The sequence below is a fragment of the Sulfuriferula sp. AH1 genome (assembly GCF_002162035.1).
Taxonomy (GTDB): domain Bacteria; phylum Pseudomonadota; class Gammaproteobacteria; order Burkholderiales; family Sulfuriferulaceae; genus Sulfuriferula.
Genome location: NZ_CP021138.1, coordinates 1,842,853 through 1,863,715, shown reverse-complemented (window position 1 = coordinate 1,863,715; position 20,863 = coordinate 1,842,853). Strand labels below are relative to the sequence as shown.

Here is a 20,863-nt window from a genome sequence, read left to right as displayed (position 1 = left end):
AGTGCTGACGCGTGCATGATTTCATGCCGGCGCGGACAGCAGTTGCACAAGGCGTGCATGGCGCCATAATTTTAATAAATCCATCCGTCGGGTGTGCCAGATCACGGCATGTTTTTCGGTCGCGGTGGTGATATTCACGGATGACAATTTTCCCGATTTGAGCTGGCTGAGCAAGGGGGCGAACCAGTCCTTCTCCATCTGCAATATCGCTTCACGCCAGCCGATATAGTCGCCGTATTGTGCCGCGCCATTCAAGGCGTCAAGCAGGAGCAGTGCGGACTGGTCGAGCTTGCCGGCGTTCCTGGGCAGGCTGTCATTGGCTACGCCGGCGGCAAAAGCCAGCGCGCGCGCATCACTGTCGTTTGCGAGGAATTTGCTGGCCGTGATTGGCTGCATCTTTGGCATGACACCTCCGCCCCAGCACCACAGACCGTTAATAGGCAGTTCGCCGCGGGCCTCCCGCGCCTGATTGATGGCCAGGCCAAAGAACAGCATTTGGATTTCGTTGTAAAAACGATGCCAGGCCAATGCATCTGCTCCGTTGGGGAGATAGGCATCGATATGTTTTCCGGTTACCGTATTGATACTATGTGTGGCGAGTTCCGGTGTGGCGTCGACACGCAGATACCAGCGATCGGGGCGTAGCGGATAGAGCAAATAACCCTCATCCTGGAAGTGACGATTAAATGCTTCCGCAAACTGCTCCGCTTCGGCATGGCTTACATTAAATGCGCCGCTGTCCACCAGCATCAACTGATCGCGCGTTGCACGAAAATGCACCGGGTCGGCGCGAAACCAGTAATGATGGCCGGAGTCACCGCCATCAGCCAGTAATGTGATCGGCCCGATGGGCCAATCCGTTTGCCTGGTTACGCCGAAATGCTGACACAGGATAGCCTCTATCCCGCCGCTGGCGTCGGTTTGCGTACGGCTCGCTCGTGCCAGCAGCGTTTTCAGAGCCGGCAACTGCAAATCGTGGAGCAGCGATGCATTCATTTCAGCGGAAGGAAGGAGGTGAGGGATAAGCAGGCTGATATTCATAAAGGTAGTTTAGCATTGACCGGGAATGAAGGTGGTATGTGAATTTGGTAGTTTTGTATGCCGGCAGGCGTCTTTTCATACCATTGAAATGCATGATTGGTCGATGTAGCCTGCTCCGTTAAATAAAAAATTATAATTAGTGAGGGATGAAGATGAATCGTCGCAGACTGGTACAAGTGTTACTGGGTACAGCCATGCTGCCCAGTTACTCAGCACATGCGTTGCTGCTGGCAGGCAGTGGGGATTTGATCATGGCGATTTTCCCCGGTACAGGCGCCGCGGATATCGATTTGCGATCATTCAAGGATTATACGCATCCGCTGACGGCAGCCATTGCGGATAAGATCGGCAAAAAAGTGTATGCTGAATCTTATCGCAGTTTTTCATTGATCAAAAATGTGATTGATAACGCGCGGGCTGATGTATTATTTGTCCCGCCGACATTGGCGGTCAATGCGATGCAGCATGGTTATGAACCCGTCGTACGCGTAAAAGATTTTCTAACTGGCATGCTGATTAAACGCAAAGGCGAAACTGTAACGCGCATTGCGATGACTGGCCCCGACTCTTGGCCGGGTGCGATGGGCCTGTATTTGATCGCTGAACGCAAGCTCGGTACGCCAGCAATGGTGGAAACGGTCAAGAATCAGGATGCGGTGGTGTTTCTTCTCAAGCAAGGGGCGGTACAAGCCGGAGTTTTGGGGACCAAGATAGCCAATAATATGATCGCGACCGGCCAGTATGAAGCATGGTTCCCGTTAACCAGTACGCCCGGATTCACTTTACTGATGCATCAGAAGTTGATGGCGAAATATGCCGAGCCGATCAGCCAAACCATGCTGTCGCTTTCGGCCCCTGCCATTAATGGCTTGCAGACTTTGATTCCAGCAACAATAAAGCAATTCGTGCCGTGCGGCAGACAGGATTACGAAATATTGAAAAAGATAGCGGCAGTGACATAATTACACTTAGCCGAAGCGACAAATGGACTTTTCCTTTTGGCGGCCGGCGTTACGTACAAGGATGTTGTTTGTGAATAGACGTTTCTTTCTGCGAACATTGGTCGCGACGACTATGTTCGCAAATCAGTCGGCCAAGGCGTTGCTGCTATCGGGACATGGAGATGTCATTATTTCCATTTATCCTGGAACAGGCGCCAAGGAAATCGATTTGCAACTGTTCAAAATCTATACCCAGCCGATGGCGACTGCGCTCGCCAGCACCATGGGAAAGAAAGTCTATGCGGAACCTTATCGCAGCTTTTCGCTAATCGAATCGGTGATTAGCAATAATCGTACGGATATCCTGTTTGTACCGCCGATAGTTGCAATCCATGCGATGCAATATGGTTATCAGCCTTTGGTGCGTGTCCGTGATTTGGCAACAGGCATGTTGGTCAGGCGCAAGGGGCAGACGGTGACCAGCATCGGGATTACCGAGCCGGATTCCTGGCTGGGCGCCATGGGGCAGAATGTCATCGCCGAACGTAAATTGGCTACGTCGGCCATGCTGCAGACGGTGAAAACGCAGGATGCAGTTGCTTTTCTGCTCGAACAGAAAGCGGTGCAAGCCGGTGTGCTGCGCACGGAAAAAGCCAACAGGATGATTGCGACAGGTGAATACGAAGCATGGTATCCGCTACCTGCTTCGCCTGATTTTACCGTGTTGATCCATGACAAATTAGCCGCAAGCTATGCCGAATCCGTACGCAAGACACTGTTGTCATTGCCGGCCGCCGCGGTGGACAGTCTGCAGAAAGCCATTCACGTTCCGGTCAATCAGTTTGTTTCTTGCGGCAAACAGGATTATGCAGTGCTGGCGCAAGCGATCGGCGTGAAATTGTAAATTCGGCGTTATTGAATGCGCATCGACAAGTCTACCGCATCGATGTGTTTGGTAATCGCACCGCTGGAAATGCGGTGCACGCCTGTTTCGGCAATGGCGCGCAGGCTTTCCAGATCGACGCCGCCGGAAGCTTCGAGTTCGGCGCGTCCTTGATTCAATGCCACTGCGGCACGCAATTGCACCAGATCAAAATTATCCAATAGAATCAATTTGGCGCCGGCGTTCAGTGCCTGCTCCAGTTCATTCAGGTTTTCCACTTCGATTTGCACCGGGACAGTAGCGTCATGGGTGGCTTTGAGCACCGCTTCGATACTGCCGGCAGCGGCAATATGGTTCTCCTTGATGAGGATGCCGTCAAACAGGCCGATACGCTGGTTCGTACCGCCACCGGCAATTACCGCATATTTTTGTGCCAGGCGTAATCCGGGCAGGGTTTTGCGTGTGTCCATGATCACTGCGCCAGTACCTTTGACGATTTCGGCGTAACGATGCGCGGCAGTCGCCGTAGCGGACAGCGTCTGCAGGAAATTCAGTGCGGGACGCTCGGCGGAAAGCAGCGCACGCGCATTGCCGCTTACTTCGCACAGCACCTGATCGACCCCGATACATTGACCATCCCTGGTATACCAATTGATTTTTATCGCGGGATCGAGTTGGCGAAAACAGGCCTCAAACCATGCTTGCCCGCAAAAAATCGCTTTCTCGCGGCAAATGACATAGGCGCGGGCATGGTGGTCGGCGGGAATGAGCTGCGCGGTAACATCGCCGCTGCCCATATCCTCACTTAATGCTGCGATCACATTGGCTTCAATGGTGTGTGCGAGTTGTACAGGGTCTATCATGGAGTGCGCTGAGTAATTCCGATTGGGCGCTTATTGTGCAGGGAGAGGCAGATTCATGCAACTAAAAAGCTCATCCGATAAATTCAGGATATGCAGGGTTGAAATTAATCACATCTGCCTCATTTATCGTCTATATTGATATTTTACCAGGGGGTAATGATGCGAATTGATAAATTAACGACCCAGTTTCAGCAAGCCTTGGCCGACGCCCAAAGCTTGGCCGTAGGTCAGGATAATCAGTTCATAGAACCGGTGCATTTGCTCGCAGCGTTGATCGACAATGCCGAAGGCGGCACGACTTCCTTGCTGTCGCGGGCGGGCGGCAATGTGCGCGCACTGCGCCCCGCGCTGCAAACCCTGATCGAGCGCCTGCCCAAAGTGGAAGGGCATGGCGGCGAAGTGCAGGTGTCGCGCGATCTGGCCAGTTTGCTCAATGTGACCGACAAGGAAGCGCAACGGCGCGGCGATCAGTTCATTGCCAGCGAACTGTTCCTGCTGGCAGCGTGTGATGACAAGGGCGAGCTTGGCCGTACATTGAAACAGCATGGCGTGACCAAACCTGCTCTGGATGCCGCGATCACCCAGGTGCGCGGTGGTGAGAACGTGAATAGTGCTGAAGCCGAAGGTCAGCGCGAGGCACTGAACAAATACACACTGGATCTGACTGAACGCGCCCGCATGGGCAAGCTCGACCCGGTGATCGGGCGCGATGACGAAATCCGTCGCACTATCCAGGTATTGCAGCGCCGCAGCAAGAATAACCCGGTGCTGATCGGCGAGCCAGGCGTGGGCAAGACCGCGATCGTTGAAGGTCTGGCACAGCGTATCGTCAATGGCGAAGTGCCGGAGACGCTGAAGAACAAGCGCGTGCTGGTGCTGGATATGGCGATGTTGCTGGCAGGTGCCAAGTATCGCGGTGATTTCGAGGAACGGCTGAAAGCGGTACTGAAGGAAGTAGCGCAGGACGAAGGCCGTATCATCCTGTTCATCGACGAGTTGCATACCATGGTCGGCGCCGGCAAGACCGAAGGTTCGATGGACGCCGGCAACATGCTCAAGCCGGCTCTGGCGCGCGGTGAACTGCATCTGGTCGGCGCGACCACGCTGGATGAGTATCGCAAGTACGTGGAAAAAGATGCCGCGCTGGAGCGCCGCTTCCAGAAGGTGCAAGTGGATGAGCCTAGCGTGGAAGATACCATTGCGATTCTGCGCGGGCTGCAGGAGAAATACGAAGTGCACCACGGCGTGGATATTACCGACCCGGCCATTGTCGCCGCAGCCGAGCTGAGCCATCGCTATATCACTGATCGTTTCCTGCCGGATAAGGCAATCGACCTGATCGACGAAGCCGCTTCGCGCGTGCGCATGGAGATCGACTCCAAGCCGGAATCCATGGACAAGCTCGACCGTCGCCTGATTCAGCTCAAGATCGAGCGCGAATCGGTAAAAAAGGAAAAGGACGAAGCCTCGCAGAAGCGGCTGGGCCTGCTGGAAGAAGAAATCGCCAAGCTGGAACGCGAATACGCCGATCTGGAGGAAATCTGGAAGGCTGAAAAAGCCATGGTGGCGGGTACCCAGCACATCAAGGAACAGCTCGATCAGGCGCGGGTGGATATGGAAGAAGCCAAACGCGAAGGCAACTGGCAGAAAATGTCGGAAATTCAGTATGGCCGCGTGCCGCAGCTGGAAGCGCAGTTGCATCAGGCGCAAGCTGCAGAGAACGCTGAACAGGCGACACCCAATCGGTTGTTGCGCACCCAGGTCGGCGCAGAAGAAATCGCCGAAGTGGTGTCGCGCGCGACCGGCATACCGGTATCCAAGATGATGGAAGGCGAGCGCGATAAGCTGATGCAAATGGAAGGCGCGCTGCATAATCGCGTGGTCGGCCAGGATGAAGCCGTGCGTCTGGTGTCGGATGCGATCCGGCGTTCGCGCTCCGGTCTGGGCGATCCGAACCGGCCTTATGGTTCTTTCCTGTTCCTGGGGCCGACCGGCGTGGGCAAGACCGAGCTGTGCAAGGCGCTGGCCGGATTCCTGTTCGATTCGGAAGATCATCTGGTGCGGGTTGACATGAGCGAATTCATGGAGAAACATTCCGTATCGCGTTTGATCGGTGCGCCGCCGGGTTATGTCGGTTACGAAGAAGGCGGTACGCTGACTGAAGCCGTGCGGCGTAAACCCTATTCGGTAATCCTGCTGGACGAGGTGGAGAAGGCGCATCCGGACGTGTTCAACGTGCTGCTGCAAGTGCTGGATGATGGGCGTCTGACCGATGGTCAGGGGCGTACGGTGGATTTCAAGAATACCGTGATCGTGATGACCTCGAACCTCGGTTCGCAGATGATACAGCAAATGAGCGGCGATCCGTATCAGGCAGTGAAAGACGCGGTGATGACCGAGGTGAAAACCTATTTCCGTCCTGAATTCATCAACCGTATTGATGAAGTGGTGGTGTTCCATGCCTTGGGCGCCGCGCATATCCGCTCCATCGCCAAGATCCAGCTGCAATATCTGGCCAAGCGTCTGGCAGCAATGGGTATGAGCTTCGACATCAGTGATGCGGCACTAGATGAGTTGGCGGCTGTCGGTTTCGACCCGGTATTCGGTGCGCGGCCGCTGAAACGGGCTATCCAGTCGCAGCTGGAAAATCCTTTAGCCAAGGAAATCCTGGCCGGGCGTTTCGCCGAGAAGGATACCGTGCATGTGGATTTTGTTGACGATGCGATGGTATTCGAAAAGCAAGTAGCCTGAGCGGTTGTCAGCAAGGATGCATTTGCTGACAATCGACCAATAAAAAACGGAACGCCGGTAAGGCGTTCCGTTTTTTATTGTTATGGCATGTTAGTGCTGTTGTATCAAAGTTTGATATGTCAGCGATGCAATAATATTTTCCGTTCCTCTTGTTATGAATTCAGGGTGCTTCCTGCTATTACTTTTTTATACAAGTGTTTGTGCTATTTGCCGCTGTCAATGTAATCAGTTGATCTCCGATTTGGATGTTATCCAGAGGCGGCGTCAAAAGTTGGTAATTTCCCTGCCTTAACTGGAGACGCAAGGCATCGCAACCTGCTATATAGTAGGGCAACACGCTCAGAACTACCCATTTTTGTTGCCCATTCTGCGTGAATATAGTCGCCCCTGTCCCCGGGGTATTGCCGATTAACAAGATTTCCGGCTTATTGTCATGGGTAAAATCAATCAGGTAGGCATCACATTTTTTGTCTTCCTGCTTCATACAACTGGGTAGTTGCCAAGTCCTGGCATCATGCCAGTCTTGATCGAAGAATGAATCGGGTGGGGTCGTCGTGTCAGTCCAGAAAAGGATATTGGCGTGTAAATCGGTGGCGGTGATTTTTTGCGGCGCGGGTTGTATCCAGCGATTTGCTTTTTGTAATGCCAGCCTGGATTTTTCGCGGATAGTAGCAGCATCTGCTCCCTTGGTGACGGTTCCAAGTTGTTGCAATGCGGTTATGCCATAGCGGGCTCCGTTAAACTTCAGATAGTCGAAATCAAATTGGCTGGCACTGATGCGGCCATCTTTTAGACGGTTGAGTTGATGCGCGACGGAGAGACGTGCCGGATCGGCAAGCGGGGTAAATAAAGCCGTTAATACTCCCAGGACGATAAATGCCGTAGCGATGTTTACGTTGGGGATGGAAATTAGCCAACCGTGTTTTTGTAATGCGGCCCAAACATAGCCTAATGTGTAACAAGCTGCGATTATCAAGCAGGAAGCTGCAGTGATACGGTCGTTGGTCCAGCCATATTCCTGTACTCGCAAGCTGAGGGAGTAGATGGCGATTGTGGTAATTGGTAATAGTAAGAAAGCGGCAATGCGTGCATTACTGCGCAGCAGACGTGCAATATCAGCACTGACCTCACCATTCTGAAAGGTTGCGTTGATCAGAATTATCAGCAAGGCAGCAGTACCAAGTAAAATTGTTGTTGCATATCGGGTTCCCCATAAAGGAGTCAGTCCGGTAAAGGCAAGGCTCAGCAAGAAACCGCCTACAATCAATACTGCAACGGGTAAAATCCAGGACAATAAGACCAGTAACAGATTCCGTATGCCTCGTACGATAGCTGGCCGCACATCGGTAATGTGTATTGCAAAGGAAAAGGCAGAAATAGTCACCGGTATTGCAAACCAGGATTCTTGTAGCAAGGTCTTTAAAAAATCAAGCTTTACCAGCATGAACAGGGCGGCACCTAACCAAAGTACCAACCATAGCGTAATCAGGAACAGGACAGAAAAGCTTATTTGAATGAGAAGCTTCCAAGCGGTTTCAAAATAAGACGGGTAATTGGCGATATACCGTTTATCGTGTGCTGCTGCCAATATTAGCGCATGGGCAATAAATAGACCGGAAGCAATAGCGATGACCATCGGCAACGTAGGAAAGTGCATGGATTGGGCGACACTGAAACCTGTCTCCAGATCGTGCAGACCACCGGCACGCCACACATCATAAAACCCCAGGCCGGCAACGATAGCCGTCGCAAGCACTAACCAGCGCTGTAGTACGCGGCTTGTCAGATGCCCAAGACCGGAAATGAATATAATTGGAATAAATCCGAATATCAGCAGTAAAGGTGCGAATATTGCACTGTCAGTTGCTGGCCAGATTTGGTTTCTGGACGCATGGTAGAGGAAATACAGGATGCAGCCTTGAAAAGATCCCGCTGCAAGTCGTATTCGGGCAATATTCGAGCTGACTTCGGATTGCGGCATGAGCATATCCGTCATCGCACTATCATGTAGCATGAAGTCCCTCCTTTTGCTGTTATCAATATATATGGTCTGATTGTACCTGTTCGGGAAATAATTAATTCAGCCAGCAAATAAAAAGCGGAACACAATGTTCCGCTTTATTTATGGGTGATTGGGAACAGGCGAATCAAGCCTGTTCCCACATTAGATGACTGCAATCCGTTATTGAACCTGACGGACTTTGAGTTCGTCCCTGGATGCCTCGATAAAGCCGTGGCTCGCGTAAGCAGCCTGTCCTGCCTTGCTACCCAGGAACTTCAGATATGCCTTTGCAGCTTTTTCATGGGGCGTACCTGGAATGTTGCCAGCAATGTAATTCACTTCGTTTTTCATGCTGTCCTTCTCGGGCATGGTTACGACGCCTACCTTGAGGCCTTCTTTCAGCGCATTCTTGTATTCCGTGGCCCAGACGATGCCCACATCCACTTTGCCTGCCTTGATGCCTGCCGGAATCTCGCGGTGATGGACGGAGCTGAAGTAGACATTGGGTGCGCCGTTGCAGGCCTGGCATTCCTTGCCGGCAGAAAGTTTTTCCCATAGGCTGTTATTTTCCAGAACCTTCTTGGCATAGAACTTCATGATGCCTTCAGTGACCGGGTTGGGCAGCATCACCTGGAGGTCAGGGCGTCCGAGGTCGGTGATGCCCTTGATATGCTTGGGATTGCCTTCAGCGACCATCAGCACCAGCTGATTGTGCATGTAGGTCACGTAATCCTGGCCCTTGCCGGCGTCTTTGAGCTTCTTCACGGAACCCATATCGACCATGCCGAACACATCCGGCGATATTGCATAATCCTTGTCCTTGTAAGTCCAGCCGCCCTTCATGATCGCATCCAGCACCTTGCCGGGGGCATGGTGATGACGCCCACTATATCCTTGTGCTGTTTCTGAAAAGCGTGAATGACATCTTCCATAGCGAAGAACTGATTACCCGCCAACCAGATGGTCAAGCCCGGTTTGCTGGCTTGCATCAGTTGCAATGCGGTCTCGCCCTTGATTACCTTGCCGTCTGGATAGAATACGCGGAGATCATCGTCCTTGTTGGCAGGAATCATCTCGAATTTTTTGGCGGCGGGATTCTGCTGGGCAGGCTGTTCAGCATCGGCTGCGGCGGCAGTGCCCGTATTGATACTCATGCAGAGCAGGGATACCACGGATGCAGTAAGCAGTTTATTTAATTGCATGATTTATCCTCTAATAGCGTAGATTTGATCGGATGTCCGGGGAAAAAGCTAGGCAGGCAATTACAGCCAAAGTTCCGCATGCAAAAAATGCGGGCTGAGTATGCGCCTGAATTCAGCATATCAGGTGGTTGAGGAAGGGGTAATGGGAGGGAAATACCATTCGATATTATGAGGGGAGTATGAGCTTGAACAGGTTGCCCGATGATATCCACAGGGTTGTGCGGGCTTCGATTAACTGACAGTAAGGGCGGTATCAATTACTGTCCTGCCGTCCGGATTGCTACCGTATCCGGATGGCGGTTAACGCGTTTAATACAGCTTACTTGCCGCGTATCAGCAGTACCGGCATGGTTGCCATGCGCACCACGTCTTCGGCTACGCTGCCGAGTAACAAATGGGTGAAACCGCGCCGGCCATGGGTACCGAGCACGATCAGATCTGCCGGCCATTTCCTGGCATCCTCGACGATTTCGCTAGCGACCCGGGTGACGCCCAGGGTTTCCAGCAGTGCGGTTTCTACACCGATTCCGGCTTGTGTTACATGGTCAGCGGATTTTTTAAGCAGTTTGTTGCCGCTCTCGCGCAAGGCAATCATTACTTCGGGCATCGATAACAGGCCGCCATTGTCCAGGTCGATCATCGCGGTATCCACTACGTGTACCAGCCGCAGCTTCGACTTGTGCTGTCGGGCCAGCTGTATCGCTTCATCCAGTGCCTTGTTGGAAGTGCTGCTGCCATCGACGGCAGTTAGGATTTTTGCATACATCATTCGTCTCCCCGAGTTGGATTGTTGTATTGAGTCTAGCATCTGACATCACATATGCAATCAGGATTGCAGTGTGCTGCGGCAAATGAGCAGTACGGATGGAGCGTATCTTTAGATGATGCTGGCGACGATGTTGATGCTGAGCGCCAGTACGGCCATGTTGAATGCAAAGGCGAGCAAGCCGTGCATGAGGGTGAGGCGGCGCATGATGCGCGAGGTGACAGCGACGTCGGATACTTGCGAAGTCATGCCGATTACGAAGGAAAAATAGGCGAAATCCAGATAATCCGGTTCATTGTCGCCGGGAAAATCCAGCCCGCCGATTTCCTTGGTATTGTGCGGCCCGCCGCTGACATAGTAGCGATGGGCGTAGTGAAAGGCGAAGCGGGTATGGATAAGCAGCCAGGACAGCATTAACGCCAGCACCGATAGCCCGATATGGACAGCCTTTTCCAGCGAGCCGGCATTGGTTTCGGTTTTGTACAGGAAGATGAGGGTCAACAGGCTCGCGAGTGCTGCCAGGGTAACCAGCCACAAGATAGCCGTGCTGCTTTGTCTTTTGTCATGGGTGCTGCGTTTGGTCGTCTGCGCATCTGCACCTGCCATGGTCAGCCAGGCGAGTAACAGGCTCATGCTGGCTCCCGCATCCCAGCCGGCGATCAGGCGGGTATCGGCCAGCACGCTGCCGGGCAGCCCCAGCATCACCATGGCGCCGGCGATAATCGCTATGCTGACGCGCTGGTGATCGCTGAGGTTGCGCAGTGCGGTTATTGACTGCATCAGCCTGCTGTCGGAGTCAGCGTGCTGATCCCGCCCATATAGGGGCGCAGCGCTTCCGGGATGGTGACGGAGCCGTCGGCTTGCTGGCAGTTCTCCAGTATCGCTACCAGCGTACGCCCTACGGCGAGCCCCGAGCCGTTGATGCTGTGCAGTAATTCCGGTTTGCCGTTTTCGCCGCGGAAGCGGGCCTGCATGCGGCGCGTCTGGAACGCCTCGAAATTGCTGCAGGATGAAATCTCGCGGTAGGTGTTCTGCGCCGGCAGCCAGACTTCCAGGTCGTAAGTCTTGGCGGCGGAAAATCCCATGTCCCTGGTGCACAGCGCCATCTTGCGATAGGGCAGGCCGAGCATCTGCAGAATGGCTTCGGCATGGGCGGTAAGGGATTCCAGTGCGGCATAGCTGTGTTCCGGCTCGACCAGCTGAACCAGCTCGACTTTGTCGAACTGATGCTGGCGGATCATGCCGCGTGTGTCGCGGCCGTAAGCGCCGGCTTCGGAGCGGAAGCATGGGGTGTGAGCGACGAATTTGAGCGGCAGTTGTTCACGCGGCACGATTTCGCCGCGGACCATGTTGGTGACCGGGACTTCGGCGGTCGGTATCAGGTAGAGCTGTTCTGCATCCGTGCGCGGCACATGGAACAGGTCTTCTTCGAATTTGGGTAATTGCCCGGTGCCGCGCATGGATTCGGCATTTACCAGGTAGGGTACATATACTTCGGTGTATTGATGGGCATCGGTATGGGTGTTGAGCATGAACTGCGCCAGTGCGCGGTGCAGTTTGGCCAGGCCGCCGCGCAACAGTGAGAATCTGGCGCCGGCGATCTTGCTGGCGGTCTCGAAATCCAGTCCGAGCTTTTCGCCGAGTTCGACGTGATCCTTGACCGGGAAGTCAAAGCTGCGCGGTGTGCCGACACGGCTGATTTCGACGTTGTCTTCTTCGGATTTGCCGATGGCAACCGATTCATGCGGCAGGTTGGGGATGCTCATCAGCAGCGCATTGAGTGGTGCCTGCAAGGCTGCCAGTGCAGTTTCGGCGGCCTTGAGTTCGTCGCCCAGATGCGCGATCTCTGCCATGATTGCGCTGGCATCTTCGCCTTTGGACTTGGCGATGCCGATCTGCTTGGAGCTGGCGTTGCGCTTGGCTTGCAGTTCCTGGGTCAGGGTCTGTATGGTTTTGCGTTCGGCTTCGAGACGCGCGAATTCGGCGGTGTCGAGCTCGAAACCGCGGCTGGATAAACGTGCGGCGACGCTGGTCAGATCGTTGCGGAGCAGTTGGATGTCTAGCATGGTGTTCCCTGTGTGTTAATGGGCGCGTCCGGTGGCGCGCGCGTAATAAATGGCGGCAAAGAAGAAAATGACGGTCAGGGCGACTTCAATCGACGCAAGCATTTGCGACAGGCCGTGATCCGACCAGGCGCGCACTGCGCCTTCGGTAAAATACACCAGTATCATCAGCGACGACCATTGATAGGTGTAGCGCTTGCCATGCAGGATGCCGAATAACGGCACCATCAGCGGTAATACCTTGAAGATGAGCATGGAGCCGCCGGGTCTGAGTGGGGCCAGCCAGCCTTCCCAGGCGACAGACAGGAAAATCAGCGCGATGAGGCTGGCAATGCTGATGTTTTGTAACCAGGTGGTGCTGATGCGGTTCATGTGCGGCTTTCTGTAGGGGTGACGAGTTTGAGGGCGGTGAGCGCCAGACGTTTGCCGAGTGCGAATGCCAGTTTGCGTTCGTCGTCGGTGAGCTGCGTGCTGTTGCTGCCGCCGCTGACATGGCTGGCGCCGTATGGGCTGCCGCCGCTGGCTGTATTGGTGAGCTCGGCTTCGGTATAGGGGATGCCGACCAGCAGCATGCCATGATGCAGCAATGGCAGCATCATCGACAGCAAGGTGCTTTCCTGACCTCCGTGCATGGTGGTGGTCGAGGTGAATACGGCGGCAGGTTTGCCGGCCAGCGCGCCTTGCATCCACAGCGCGGCAGTGCCGTCCAGGAAATATTTCATCGGTGCCGCCATGTTGCCGAAGCGTGTCGGGCTGCCCAGCGCCAGGCCGATGCATTCGTGCAAGTCCCCAAGTTCGACATAAGGTGCGCCGGAGTCAGGAACAGGCGGTGCCGCGACCTGAATGGCCGCAGCGACCTTGGGTACAGTGCGCAGCCGGGCTTGTGCACCGGGAACGGATTCGATGCCGCGCGCGATGGCTTGGGCGAGCGTCCGGGTGGAACCGTGCTGGCTGTAGTAGAGGACGAGGATGTCGTGCATGGTGGCTTTATGCTGATTGATTGGCAAGATTATAACGCGAGAAGGCGCGGTTCTGGTGATTGGAAGCGTTATCCATTAAACTCGTTCGCATGAACACTCATTTGCTGCGTCTTTATCATTTTCTGTGGCTGGTCGCGAGACGCTTCATCGCCGACGGTTCCAACCAGACTGCGGCCAGTCTGACGTATACGTCGCTGCTGGCGATCGTGCCGCTGATCACAATAGGCCTGACGATCTTTTCCGCGTTCCCGGCCTTCACCGAAATCTCTACCAGCCTCAAGGTGTTCCTGCTCAATAATATGGTGCCGGAAGCCGCCGGCAAGGTGATCACGGTATATATGTTCCAATTCTCGGAAAATGCAGGGAAACTGACGGCGATCGGTACGGTATTGCTCGCGGTAACGGCATTCATGCTGATGCAGACGATCGAACATGCGCTCAATGGCATCTGGCACGTGCAGCGTGCGCGGGCGCTGGCACAGCGCTTTCTGGTGTACTGGTCGATATTGACGCTCGGCCCCTTGCTGATAGGAACAAGTTTGTATGTGACTTCCTATCTGGCGAGTCTTGCGTTCGGACTCGGGCATCAGGTGCACGGGATAAGTCTGTTTTTGCTGAAGCTGGTTCCGGTGCTGTTAACGGTCAGTGCGATGTCCATGTTGTATCTGACAGTGCCCAATCGCTATGTACCGGCGCGTCATGCCTGGATAGGCGGGCTGGTGGCGGGACTGAGTTTCGAGGCGATGAAGCTGCTTTTTTCCGCCTATGTCAGCCATTTTCCATCCTATACGATGGTTTACGGCACGTTTGCCGCTTTGCCGTTGTTCCTGTTGTGGATATATTTGTCATGGATGATGGTGTTGCTGGGTGCGACGATTACCGCGACATTACCGTATTATCTGGTCGCTCACGAGGCGGGCAAGCAGGTGCCAGGCAGCAAATTTTTTAGTGCGCTGGCGATACTCAAGCAGTTGGCGTCGGCGCAGCAGCAGGGGGAAGTGCTGACGGTCAGGCAACTGGCGACACGTACCCAGACCAATTGGGATCAGCTGGAACAAGTGCTGGAACTGCTTGCCGATGCGCACTGGGTGCTGCGTTCCGGCAAGGGTTGGGCCCTGGCTACGCACCCGGATCATATTATCGTGCGTGAGGTGTTTGAGCGATTGGTGTTTCTGTCTCCGCATCACCCGCAGATGCTGGCGAAATTGGCGCAACAGCCGCAATTGAGTCTGAGTCAATGGCAGGCTGAGTGATCAGGATACGGTCTTGAATTCAAACAAATCGAAAGATTGTGTCTGCAAGACGAGTTTCCCCGGCATGATGATCCGGCCGGTATCGGTGATTAGATCCATGCGCACATTTTTCATGTAGATGCCGTGTGGGGCGAGCAGCAGGTTATCCTGTTTCAGGATGTCGTTTTCGGGAAACAGCATGCCGGGCTGAACATTTTTGATAGGCGAGAGCGGGTTGTATACGGAAACGGGGCGAGCGTGTGGCGGCAGTAACTGGACGCCGATTTCGACGGTGCCGGTATCGATATTCTTGATCCATTTGATGACGCATAGATTCCACTGATCGCCTGCCCGTTCACGTATGGCGATCAATTCGCCTACCTTGATATGAGCGGGCGGCGTACCCTTTGTGCGCAAGGTATGTCCCTGAGCACTGTTATTCAATATTTGCCATTTGGCGACGTAATGATTGCGGCTGCTGTGTTCGGGCAGGGCAAAGCTGTTCATCGTGATTTCAATGAAGGTATCGTCACTGATGCTGGTGGTTTCACTATTGCCGAGCAGGGCGTGGATCGTGCGCAGACCAAGACCCAGTTCAATATTGCTGGGTTGAATGTTATAGCGGTTAAAGCGCCGTAAATGTGGCATTCCCCAGCTGTGAATCAAGTGATGCAGCAAGTGGCGATATTCAGGCTCAGCCGCTGCTGCAGGCAAACCTAGGGCAGCGGGAGGTGCGCCGGATTCGAGCTTGGCGAGCAGGTAAAGCAGATGCTCGATCAGCTTGTGAGTACTGAAAAAGCATAGGGGGTCGTTCTGTCCCTTGATGTCCAGCCGGGTAGTGATATGTGGTGGCGCATCAACGGTCAGGTTGAGGGTGAATATATTGCTGGTGGCAGAACTCGTTGACTGGATTTCGCCCAGCAAGGCGTATTCGCGCGTCAATTCGATGACTTGTGCCAGTTCCCCTTGCATCAGATGATAAGGGTCGGCTAGCGCTATCAGCAATATTTGCTGATAGGCGTGGACGATGGAGGCGGTCGGGTCATCGCTGCCGGTGGCTTGCGTTACCCCGAGTTCATCTGCGTATTGATAGGTTCGGTGGATTTCCAGCCATAAACCTGCAGGTACGGGTGCATACATCTCGTAGCATAATTCCAGCACCCGCTGCTGGGTCAACAGCAGCTGATGGATGATTGGTGCAGTATCCGGTTTGCTGTAAAAATTTAACAGGCTGGTGTTATTATCCATCAGCACCAGCTTGTAGCCGTGGCCAAGTTCGAGCAGCAGCTCCCGGGCCAGGCGAGTCTGGGCATCCGCTTTCCCGGAAAGTGGCAGCATGCTCCCGGACAGCTGCAGCTGTAACATGGTGACCTGGGTCTGGATGGTGTTCCGGTACAACGCGAGCAGCTTTAGCCGGATGTCACCGGACAACGGTTGGCGATTAAGGGCGGATAATGATGCTAAAATGGCCTGCGAAGCCGTTTGCGGGTCGCTCACGTGCAGATTTTCCAGCCATGTCTGCAAATGTCTGGGGCGCGTCTCGGTGAGATGCGCAAGTCGCGTGTCGGGAGTCGGGATCGTAAAGCCTGGCGTCATAATGCGCACATCAATTATTATTTGGTCATGATTTGGGTGAGTTTATGTTGAGAGTGTATGACTTATTTCATGGCTTGTAAAATTGGCAAACCGGGCGTGATGCCGGTGAGCGGCGCCCATATCGAAAAATTGAATTTTACAAAGGTAATCGTATGAAATTTATGGAATATTTATTTGAAGGGGCATTGTGGCGTAGCCGTTACATGGTTGTGTTCGCGGTGTTGGCGAGCATGGCGGCAGCCTTGGTCGTCATGTACATGGCGACGGTCGATGTGGTGTATCTGGTTCAGCATGTGCTGCATTATGCCGATAGCAGTTTGGCCGGCGAAGCGCGCAAGGCCCTGCACGATGAAACCATAACTCACGTGGTCGAGGTCGTGGACGGCTATTTGCTGGCAACGTTCATGCTGATCTTCTCGCTGGGATTGTATGAGCTATTTGTCAGCGATATCGATGAAGCCCACGGTAGCCGTGCTTCCAGCAAGATATTGGTGATCAACAATCTGGATGACTTGAAGCAGCGTCTGGCTAAAGTGGTGCTGATGATCCTGATTGTGAACCTGTTTGAAAAGGCACTCAAAATCCCGATGAATGAGCCATTGGACTTGTTGTATCTGGGTGGGGCGATTGCACTGATCGGCGTGGCATTGTATTTCACTCATGCTTCGGAATCGCACGGCAAAGATAGCGAAGAGGCAGACACGAAATCCGAGCATTGATAGCGCACGGGCAAGCGGAAAGCGGTGCAAGTGCACCGCTTTTTTACGGGCTGCGTTTAACCGCCACCGCCGCCGCTGCCTACACCGTGGGCGGCCGCCAGTACCAGCTGGTTGAATTCGGCTTCGCTCATCAGGCCATGTGCAGCCACGATTTCGCGTACCGGCTTGCCGGTTTGTTCCGATTCCTTGGCGATCTCGGCCGCTTTCATGTAGCCGATGCGGATATTCAGCAACGTGGCCAGACCGACGCTGTCATGGATGAAGCGGTCGCAACGGTCGCGGTTGATGATAAGGCCCTTGAGGTTCTTGTCGGTCGCGACGCGCACCGCATTGGTGAGCCAGTCCATCGCATCGAACAGAGCCGAGCCCAATGCCGGCATCATTACGTTGAGCTCCAGTTGTCCTGCCTGGGTCATGTAGGCGACGGCGGCATCCTGCCCCAGCACCTGGAAACAGACCTGATTCAGCATTTCGAACATGACCGGATTGACCTTGCCCGGCATGATGGACGAGCCGGGTTGCACCGCGGGCAGTGTGATTTCGCCGAGGCCGGTACGCGGGCCGGATGCAAGCAGGCGCAGATCGTTGGCGATGCGGGTGAGTTCCAGCGTCACGCCGCGGATGGCAGCGGACAAGGTCTGCATGTCGGACATCGACTGCATTTGTGCGGCCAGATTGCCGACGGTGATGGTTTCGCCGGTGAGCACGGATAATTCGCGAGCGACGCGTTGGGCGTAGTCGGGTGAAGTGTTGAGCCCGGTGCCTGCAGCCGAGCCGCCCAGACCGGTAGCACACAGCAACGGACGTACGTTGGCCAGATTGGTTGCGCAGCGCCGCAGTATCCAGCTATAGGCGGCGAATTCCCGGCCTAATGTCGTAGGCACGGCATCCTGCAAATGGGTGCGTCCGCTTTTTACCGTGTCGCGCTCCTGAACGGCAAGGTCGTCAAAGGCGCTGGCCATGTGTTCGATGACGTTCAGCAAGCGCGGCAGTTTTGCCAGCAGCGCCAGACGAATCGCGGTCGGGATGGTGTCGTTGGTCGATTGCCCCATATTGACGTGGTCGTTGGGATGAATGGGAGCGTATTGCCCCTTTTCAGCGCCGAGGGCGACGTTGGCAATATTGGCAATGACTTCGTTGGTATTCATGTTGTGGCTGGTGCCGGCACCGGCCTGGAAACGGTCGACCACGAACTGATCGAGGAATTCGCCATTCAAAACCCGTTCACAAGCGGCTACAATAGCGTCGCGCTGGGTGGCGGTCAGCCAGTCTGGCTGGGTATTGGCCAGGGCAGCAGCCAGTTTGATCTGCACATGGGCGCGGACGAAATCGATGTCCGGCATGCGTCCCGAAATGGGGAAATTTTCCACGGCACGGGCTGTTTGTATGCCATACCAGGCATCGGCAGGAACTTTGAACTCGCCTAGCGAGTCTTTTTCTATACGGTAGTCAGTCATGAATGAACGGCGGCTAATTTGAAAAACAGGATTATAGGATTTTATTCATGTTAAAACGAGCATTGGTTATTATCGCATTGTCGTTCATGGCTACTTCGGCCTGGGCATTCAGTTTCACCGATACCAAGGGGCACACCCAAAGTCTGGACGCCTATAAGGGCAAATGGGTGCTGGTGAATTTCTGGGCAACCTGGTGCCCGCCGTGTCTGGAGGAAATCCCCGATTTGATCGCGCTACATGAAAAATACAGCAAAACCAAGCTGGTGGTGATTGGCATTGCGATGGATTATCGCGATCCGAAACAGGTTACCGAATTTGCGGATAGTATGTTTATCTCCTATCCGATTGTGCTAGGTAACGCTAACATAGCATCACAGATAGGCGAGGTGCAGGGACTGCCTACAACCTACCTGTATAACCCGGAAGGAAAGATTGTGGCGTATCAGGTCGGGGCGTTGACCAAGGCTGCTGTGGAAAAATACATCAACGGCAAGAAACCGGTGAAAAAATAGTCGGGCCGGTTTTGCAACGCTCCATAAAAATAAAACAATGAGGAGTCAATATGTTACGACTAGTGGGTATCGCGTTATTATTGTGGGCGACGACTGCGGCGGCGGAAATGCGCAGTGTGCAGGATTATTTCTTCCAGCCCAAGCTGGGCGATTTCAAGGCCGACCTTGAGACCGCGCGACACACCGGCAAGTCTGGAGTGTTGCTGATGTTCGTTCAGGAAGATTGTCCGTTCTGCGCACGCATGGAGTCCACGATACTCAGTCAATCCGAAGTGCAGGATTACTACCGTAAACATTTCCTGATCTATGAAATGGACGTCAGAGGCGACTCCCCGATGACCGATTTCAAGGGCGCAAACACCACGGAAAAGGATTTTGCATTGAAGAATCGCGCGCGCGCCACGCCTACTTTTATTTTCTTCGATAATCAGGGTGATCCGGTGACGCGCTTTACCGGTCCGACCAGGGACGCTGCTGAGTTTCTGTTGCTCGGGCGCTATGTGGTCGATGGCGCCTATAAAACGGAACCATTCTCCGCTTATAAAGCAAGCATCAAGTAATGCGCCGCTGGGTTGCCATTACGCTGCTGGGTCTCAGCGGCGCCTGTTTTGCCGATTCATTGCCGTTGACGCTGGCAGATGCACTGGCGTCCGCCGATCGGTCTCATCCCGATGTGGCGATGGCTGAGGCCGATGTGGCCGGTGCGAAGGCCGATGTGACGGCTGCCGGCGCCGGACGGGATCTGACTGTTACGGTGGAAGGCGCGCTGCGCCAGGGCCGGCCCACGTTAGGCAATACCGGCTGGAGTCCGGATAACGTCGGGCATGTGATTGCGCGCAAGACGCTGTACGATTTTTCCCGTACCAGCAGTGCGGTCGATGCCGCCGATGCCGAGCTTGCCGCGCGTGAGCAGGCGCTGATAAGCAGCCGGGATCAGCACAGGCTGGATGTGATGGCACGGTATTTCGATGTGCTCATTGCCGATCAGCAGTATGCTGCCGATAACGAATTCATGGCTGTGGCGTATGTGAGTTTCGACAATGCGCGTGACCGCTTTAAAGTCGGACAAATCTCTCGCCCTGATCTCGCCGTGTTCGAAGCCAAATACCAGGATATACGTGAAAAACGCAATGCCAGTCTTGCTCGCCAGCGTCTGACACGCAGCGCATTGGCCAATGCGATGAATCGTCCCGGCGAACTGGTTTCTGATCTGGTAGATCCGGTATTGGCGGATAACGATGTCAAACTTCCCGAATACGAAGCGCTGTTGCCTGTGGTGCTGGACCATAATCCGGCATGGCTGGCGCAAAAACAGTTGCTGATCGCTGCGCAGAAGCGCCTCGACAGCTTGCGCCACGAAACATCCCCCACGCTGAATGCCGAGTTCGAGGCGGGCGACTACAGTCGCGATGCGATGACGCGCAACAGCGTGAGCGGTGCACTGGTTATGACCTGGCCGATTTACCAGGGGCGTCGCGTAGATGCACGCATTGCGCGCGAACAGGCCCAGTTCGACAAACTTCAGGCGGAAACAGCGGGTTTGAAGATGAGCTTGTCGCAGGCTTTATTGCAAACCATGCTGGAAATCAATCAGTTGCGCAGCAGCGCCCGCCCTGCTGCAAAACAGCAAGCCAGCTATCGCGACATCGCACTGGATCGCAGTCGTGCCGAATATGAGCTGGAGTTGAAAACCAATCTGGGCGACAGCATGGCGCAAACCATGGTTGCAGAACAGCGGACGCGGGGTGTGGAATACAGGCTGGCGCTGGCGGTCGCGCGCCTGGCCGCACTGACCGGCGAACCGGTTAATGAATTAAGTAAGCTCGCTGCCGCCAAATAATTGATTAAGGGTCGA

The 20,863-nt window shown here is 54.4% G+C and carries 20 protein-coding genes; 8 read left to right on the top strand and 12 right to left on the bottom strand.

Annotation, left to right across the window (positions count from 1 at the left end):
- Positions 1 to 21 precede the first annotated feature (21 nt).
- Positions 22 to 996, bottom strand: a complete 975-nt coding sequence (locus tag CAP31_RS09505; protein WP_087447309.1) for a hypothetical protein — start codon at positions 994 to 996, stop codon at positions 22 to 24.
- Between the two features lie 197 nt (positions 997 to 1,193).
- Here CAP31_RS09505 and CAP31_RS09500 point away from each other — a divergent pair, with 197 nt between their 5' ends.
- Complete coding sequence (locus CAP31_RS09500; protein WP_157662726.1) at positions 1,194 to 2,003, top strand: phosphate/phosphite/phosphonate ABC transporter substrate-binding protein; 810 nt, start codon at positions 1,194 to 1,196, stop codon at positions 2,001 to 2,003.
- Positions 2,004 to 2,073: 70 nt separating this feature from the next.
- Positions 2,074 to 2,886, top strand: a complete 813-nt coding sequence (locus CAP31_RS09495) for a PhnD/SsuA/transferrin family substrate-binding protein (RefSeq protein ID WP_157662725.1) — start codon at positions 2,074 to 2,076, stop codon at positions 2,884 to 2,886.
- Positions 2,887 to 2,894: 8 nt separating this feature from the next.
- Here the strand turns inward: CAP31_RS09495 and nadC are convergent, their stop codons facing one another.
- A complete protein-coding gene (gene nadC, locus CAP31_RS09490) occupies positions 2,895 to 3,728 on the bottom strand; it encodes a carboxylating nicotinate-nucleotide diphosphorylase (RefSeq protein WP_087447306.1) in 834 nt (277 codons plus the stop codon).
- Positions 3,729 to 3,887: 159 nt separating this feature from the next.
- Here nadC and clpB point away from each other — a divergent pair, with 159 nt between their 5' ends.
- On the top strand, positions 3,888 to 6,479 hold the full coding sequence (gene clpB, locus CAP31_RS09485) for an ATP-dependent chaperone ClpB (RefSeq protein ID WP_087448343.1): 2,592 nt from the start codon (positions 3,888 to 3,890) through the stop codon (positions 6,477 to 6,479).
- Positions 6,480 to 6,657: 178 nt separating this feature from the next.
- On the opposite strand, the gene CAP31_RS09480 is transcribed toward clpB, so the two are convergent.
- The 8 genes from CAP31_RS09480 to wrbA form a co-directional block, all read right to left on the bottom strand.
- Complete coding sequence (locus CAP31_RS09480) at positions 6,658 to 8,493, bottom strand: DUF4153 domain-containing protein (protein WP_087447305.1); 1,836 nt, start codon at positions 8,491 to 8,493, stop codon at positions 6,658 to 6,660.
- Between the two features lie 168 nt (positions 8,494 to 8,661).
- Positions 8,662 to 9,324 (bottom strand): extracellular solute-binding protein, encoded by a 663-nt coding sequence (locus CAP31_RS09475; protein WP_157662724.1) that lies wholly within the window; start codon positions 9,322 to 9,324, stop codon positions 8,662 to 8,664.
- The gene (locus tag CAP31_RS09470) at positions 9,321 to 9,683 is read right to left on the bottom strand and encodes a hypothetical protein (RefSeq protein WP_087447303.1); all 363 of its coding nucleotides are present in this window, start codon (positions 9,681 to 9,683) and stop codon (positions 9,321 to 9,323) included. Before CAP31_RS09470 ends, CAP31_RS09475 begins: the two co-directional genes overlap by 4 nt.
- Before the next feature lie 319 nt (positions 9,684 to 10,002).
- On the bottom strand, positions 10,003 to 10,452 hold the full coding sequence (locus CAP31_RS09465) for a universal stress protein (protein WP_223247239.1): 450 nt from the start codon (positions 10,450 to 10,452) through the stop codon (positions 10,003 to 10,005).
- 108 nt (positions 10,453 to 10,560) lie between these two features.
- Positions 10,561 to 11,229, bottom strand: coding sequence for a DUF1345 domain-containing protein (locus CAP31_RS09460; RefSeq protein ID WP_223247238.1), 669 nt, complete (start codon positions 11,227 to 11,229; stop codon positions 10,561 to 10,563).
- A complete protein-coding gene (gene serS / locus CAP31_RS09455; protein ID WP_087447301.1) occupies positions 11,229 to 12,515 on the bottom strand; it encodes a serine--tRNA ligase in 1,287 nt (428 codons plus the stop codon). The genes CAP31_RS09460 and serS overlap by 1 nt, the downstream gene beginning before the upstream one ends.
- 15 nt (positions 12,516 to 12,530) lie before the next feature.
- Positions 12,531 to 12,884, bottom strand: a complete 354-nt coding sequence (locus CAP31_RS09450) for a DUF2069 domain-containing protein (protein ID WP_087447300.1) — start codon at positions 12,882 to 12,884, stop codon at positions 12,531 to 12,533.
- Positions 12,881 to 13,492, bottom strand: coding sequence for an NAD(P)H:quinone oxidoreductase (gene wrbA, locus CAP31_RS09445; protein ID WP_087447299.1), 612 nt, complete (start codon positions 13,490 to 13,492; stop codon positions 12,881 to 12,883). Before wrbA ends, CAP31_RS09450 begins: the two co-directional genes overlap by 4 nt.
- An 89-nt stretch (positions 13,493 to 13,581) precedes the next feature.
- On the opposite strand from wrbA, the gene CAP31_RS09440 reads away from it, so the two are divergent.
- On the top strand, positions 13,582 to 14,745 hold the full coding sequence (locus CAP31_RS09440) for a YihY family inner membrane protein (RefSeq protein WP_087447298.1): 1,164 nt from the start codon (positions 13,582 to 13,584) through the stop codon (positions 14,743 to 14,745).
- Here the strand turns inward: CAP31_RS09440 and CAP31_RS09435 are convergent, their stop codons facing one another.
- The gene (locus CAP31_RS09435; RefSeq protein ID WP_087447297.1) at positions 14,746 to 16,320 is read right to left on the bottom strand and encodes a hypothetical protein; all 1,575 of its coding nucleotides are present in this window, start codon (positions 16,318 to 16,320) and stop codon (positions 14,746 to 14,748) included.
- A gap of 152 nt (positions 16,321 to 16,472) precedes the next feature.
- Between CAP31_RS09435 and CAP31_RS09430 the strand changes: the two genes are divergently transcribed.
- Entirely contained in the window at positions 16,473 to 17,039 is a 567-nt protein-coding gene (locus tag CAP31_RS09430; protein ID WP_087447296.1) for a YqhA family protein, read from the top strand.
- A 56-nt stretch (positions 17,040 to 17,095) separates the two neighbouring features.
- Here CAP31_RS09430 and CAP31_RS09425 read toward each other — a convergent pair whose 3' ends face one another.
- Positions 17,096 to 18,496 carry an aspartate ammonia-lyase gene (locus tag CAP31_RS09425; RefSeq protein ID WP_087447295.1) on the bottom strand — a complete coding sequence of 467 codons (1,401 nt, stop codon included), beginning with the start codon at positions 18,494 to 18,496 and terminating at the stop codon, positions 17,096 to 17,098.
- Between the two features lie 47 nt (positions 18,497 to 18,543).
- On the opposite strand from CAP31_RS09425, the gene CAP31_RS09420 reads away from it, so the two are divergent.
- The 3 genes from CAP31_RS09420 to CAP31_RS09410 are packed head-to-tail and all read left to right on the top strand — an operon-like array spanning position 18,544 to position 20,848.
- On the top strand, positions 18,544 to 19,008 hold the full coding sequence (locus tag CAP31_RS09420) for a TlpA disulfide reductase family protein (RefSeq protein WP_087447294.1): 465 nt from the start codon (positions 18,544 to 18,546) through the stop codon (positions 19,006 to 19,008).
- Between the two features lie 50 nt (positions 19,009 to 19,058).
- Positions 19,059 to 19,568, top strand: a complete 510-nt coding sequence (locus CAP31_RS09415; protein WP_087447293.1) for a thioredoxin family protein — start codon at positions 19,059 to 19,061, stop codon at positions 19,566 to 19,568.
- Positions 19,568 to 20,848, top strand: coding sequence for a TolC family protein (locus tag CAP31_RS09410; RefSeq protein WP_087447292.1), 1,281 nt, complete (start codon positions 19,568 to 19,570; stop codon positions 20,846 to 20,848). Before CAP31_RS09415 ends, CAP31_RS09410 begins: the two co-directional genes overlap by 1 nt.
- Positions 20,849 to 20,863 lie beyond the last annotated feature (15 nt).

Excerpts from the sequence above, each read along its gene's own strand:
- CAP31_RS09460 (WP_223247238.1), bottom strand. The coding sequence starts at position 11,229 with ATGCAGTCAATAACCGCACTGCGCAACCTCAGCGATCACCAGCGCGTC.
- wrbA (WP_087447299.1), bottom strand. The coding sequence starts at position 13,492 with ATGCACGACATCCTCGTCCTCTACTACAGCCAGCACGGTTCCACCCGG.
- CAP31_RS09505 (WP_087447309.1), bottom strand. The coding sequence starts at position 996 with ATGAATGCATCGCTGCTCCACGATTTGCAGTTGCCGGCTCTGAAAACG.
- CAP31_RS09500 (WP_157662726.1), top strand. The coding sequence starts at position 1,194 with ATGAATCGTCGCAGACTGGTACAAGTGTTACTGGGTACAGCCATGCTG.
- CAP31_RS09450 (WP_087447300.1), bottom strand. The coding sequence starts at position 12,884 with ATGAACCGCATCAGCACCACCTGGTTACAAAACATCAGCATTGCCAGC.
- CAP31_RS09415 (WP_087447293.1), top strand. The coding sequence starts at position 19,059 with ATGTTACGACTAGTGGGTATCGCGTTATTATTGTGGGCGACGACTGCG.
- serS (WP_087447301.1), bottom strand. The coding sequence starts at position 12,515 with ATGCTAGACATCCAACTGCTCCGCAACGATCTGACCAGCGTCGCCGCA.
- CAP31_RS09430 (WP_087447296.1), top strand. The coding sequence starts at position 16,473 with ATGAAATTTATGGAATATTTATTTGAAGGGGCATTGTGGCGTAGCCGT.
- CAP31_RS09410 (WP_087447292.1), top strand. The coding sequence starts at position 19,568 with ATGCGCCGCTGGGTTGCCATTACGCTGCTGGGTCTCAGCGGCGCCTGT.
- clpB (WP_087448343.1), top strand. The coding sequence starts at position 3,888 with ATGCGAATTGATAAATTAACGACCCAGTTTCAGCAAGCCTTGGCCGAC.
- CAP31_RS09420 (WP_087447294.1), top strand. The coding sequence starts at position 18,544 with ATGTTAAAACGAGCATTGGTTATTATCGCATTGTCGTTCATGGCTACT.
- CAP31_RS09440 (WP_087447298.1), top strand. The coding sequence starts at position 13,582 with ATGAACACTCATTTGCTGCGTCTTTATCATTTTCTGTGGCTGGTCGCG.
- nadC (WP_087447306.1), bottom strand. The coding sequence starts at position 3,728 with ATGATAGACCCTGTACAACTCGCACACACCATTGAAGCCAATGTGATC.
- CAP31_RS09470 (WP_087447303.1), bottom strand. The coding sequence starts at position 9,683 with ATGCAATTAAATAAACTGCTTACTGCATCCGTGGTATCCCTGCTCTGC.
- CAP31_RS09475 (WP_157662724.1), bottom strand. The coding sequence starts at position 9,324 with ATGAAGGGCGGCTGGACTTACAAGGACAAGGATTATGCAATATCGCCG.
- CAP31_RS09435 (WP_087447297.1), bottom strand. The coding sequence starts at position 16,320 with ATGACGCCAGGCTTTACGATCCCGACTCCCGACACGCGACTTGCGCAT.
- CAP31_RS09425 (WP_087447295.1), bottom strand. The coding sequence starts at position 18,496 with ATGACTGACTACCGTATAGAAAAAGACTCGCTAGGCGAGTTCAAAGTT.
- CAP31_RS09480 (WP_087447305.1), bottom strand. The coding sequence starts at position 8,493 with ATGCTACATGATAGTGCGATGACGGATATGCTCATGCCGCAATCCGAA.
- CAP31_RS09465 (WP_223247239.1), bottom strand. The coding sequence starts at position 10,452 with ATGATGTATGCAAAAATCCTAACTGCCGTCGATGGCAGCAGCACTTCC.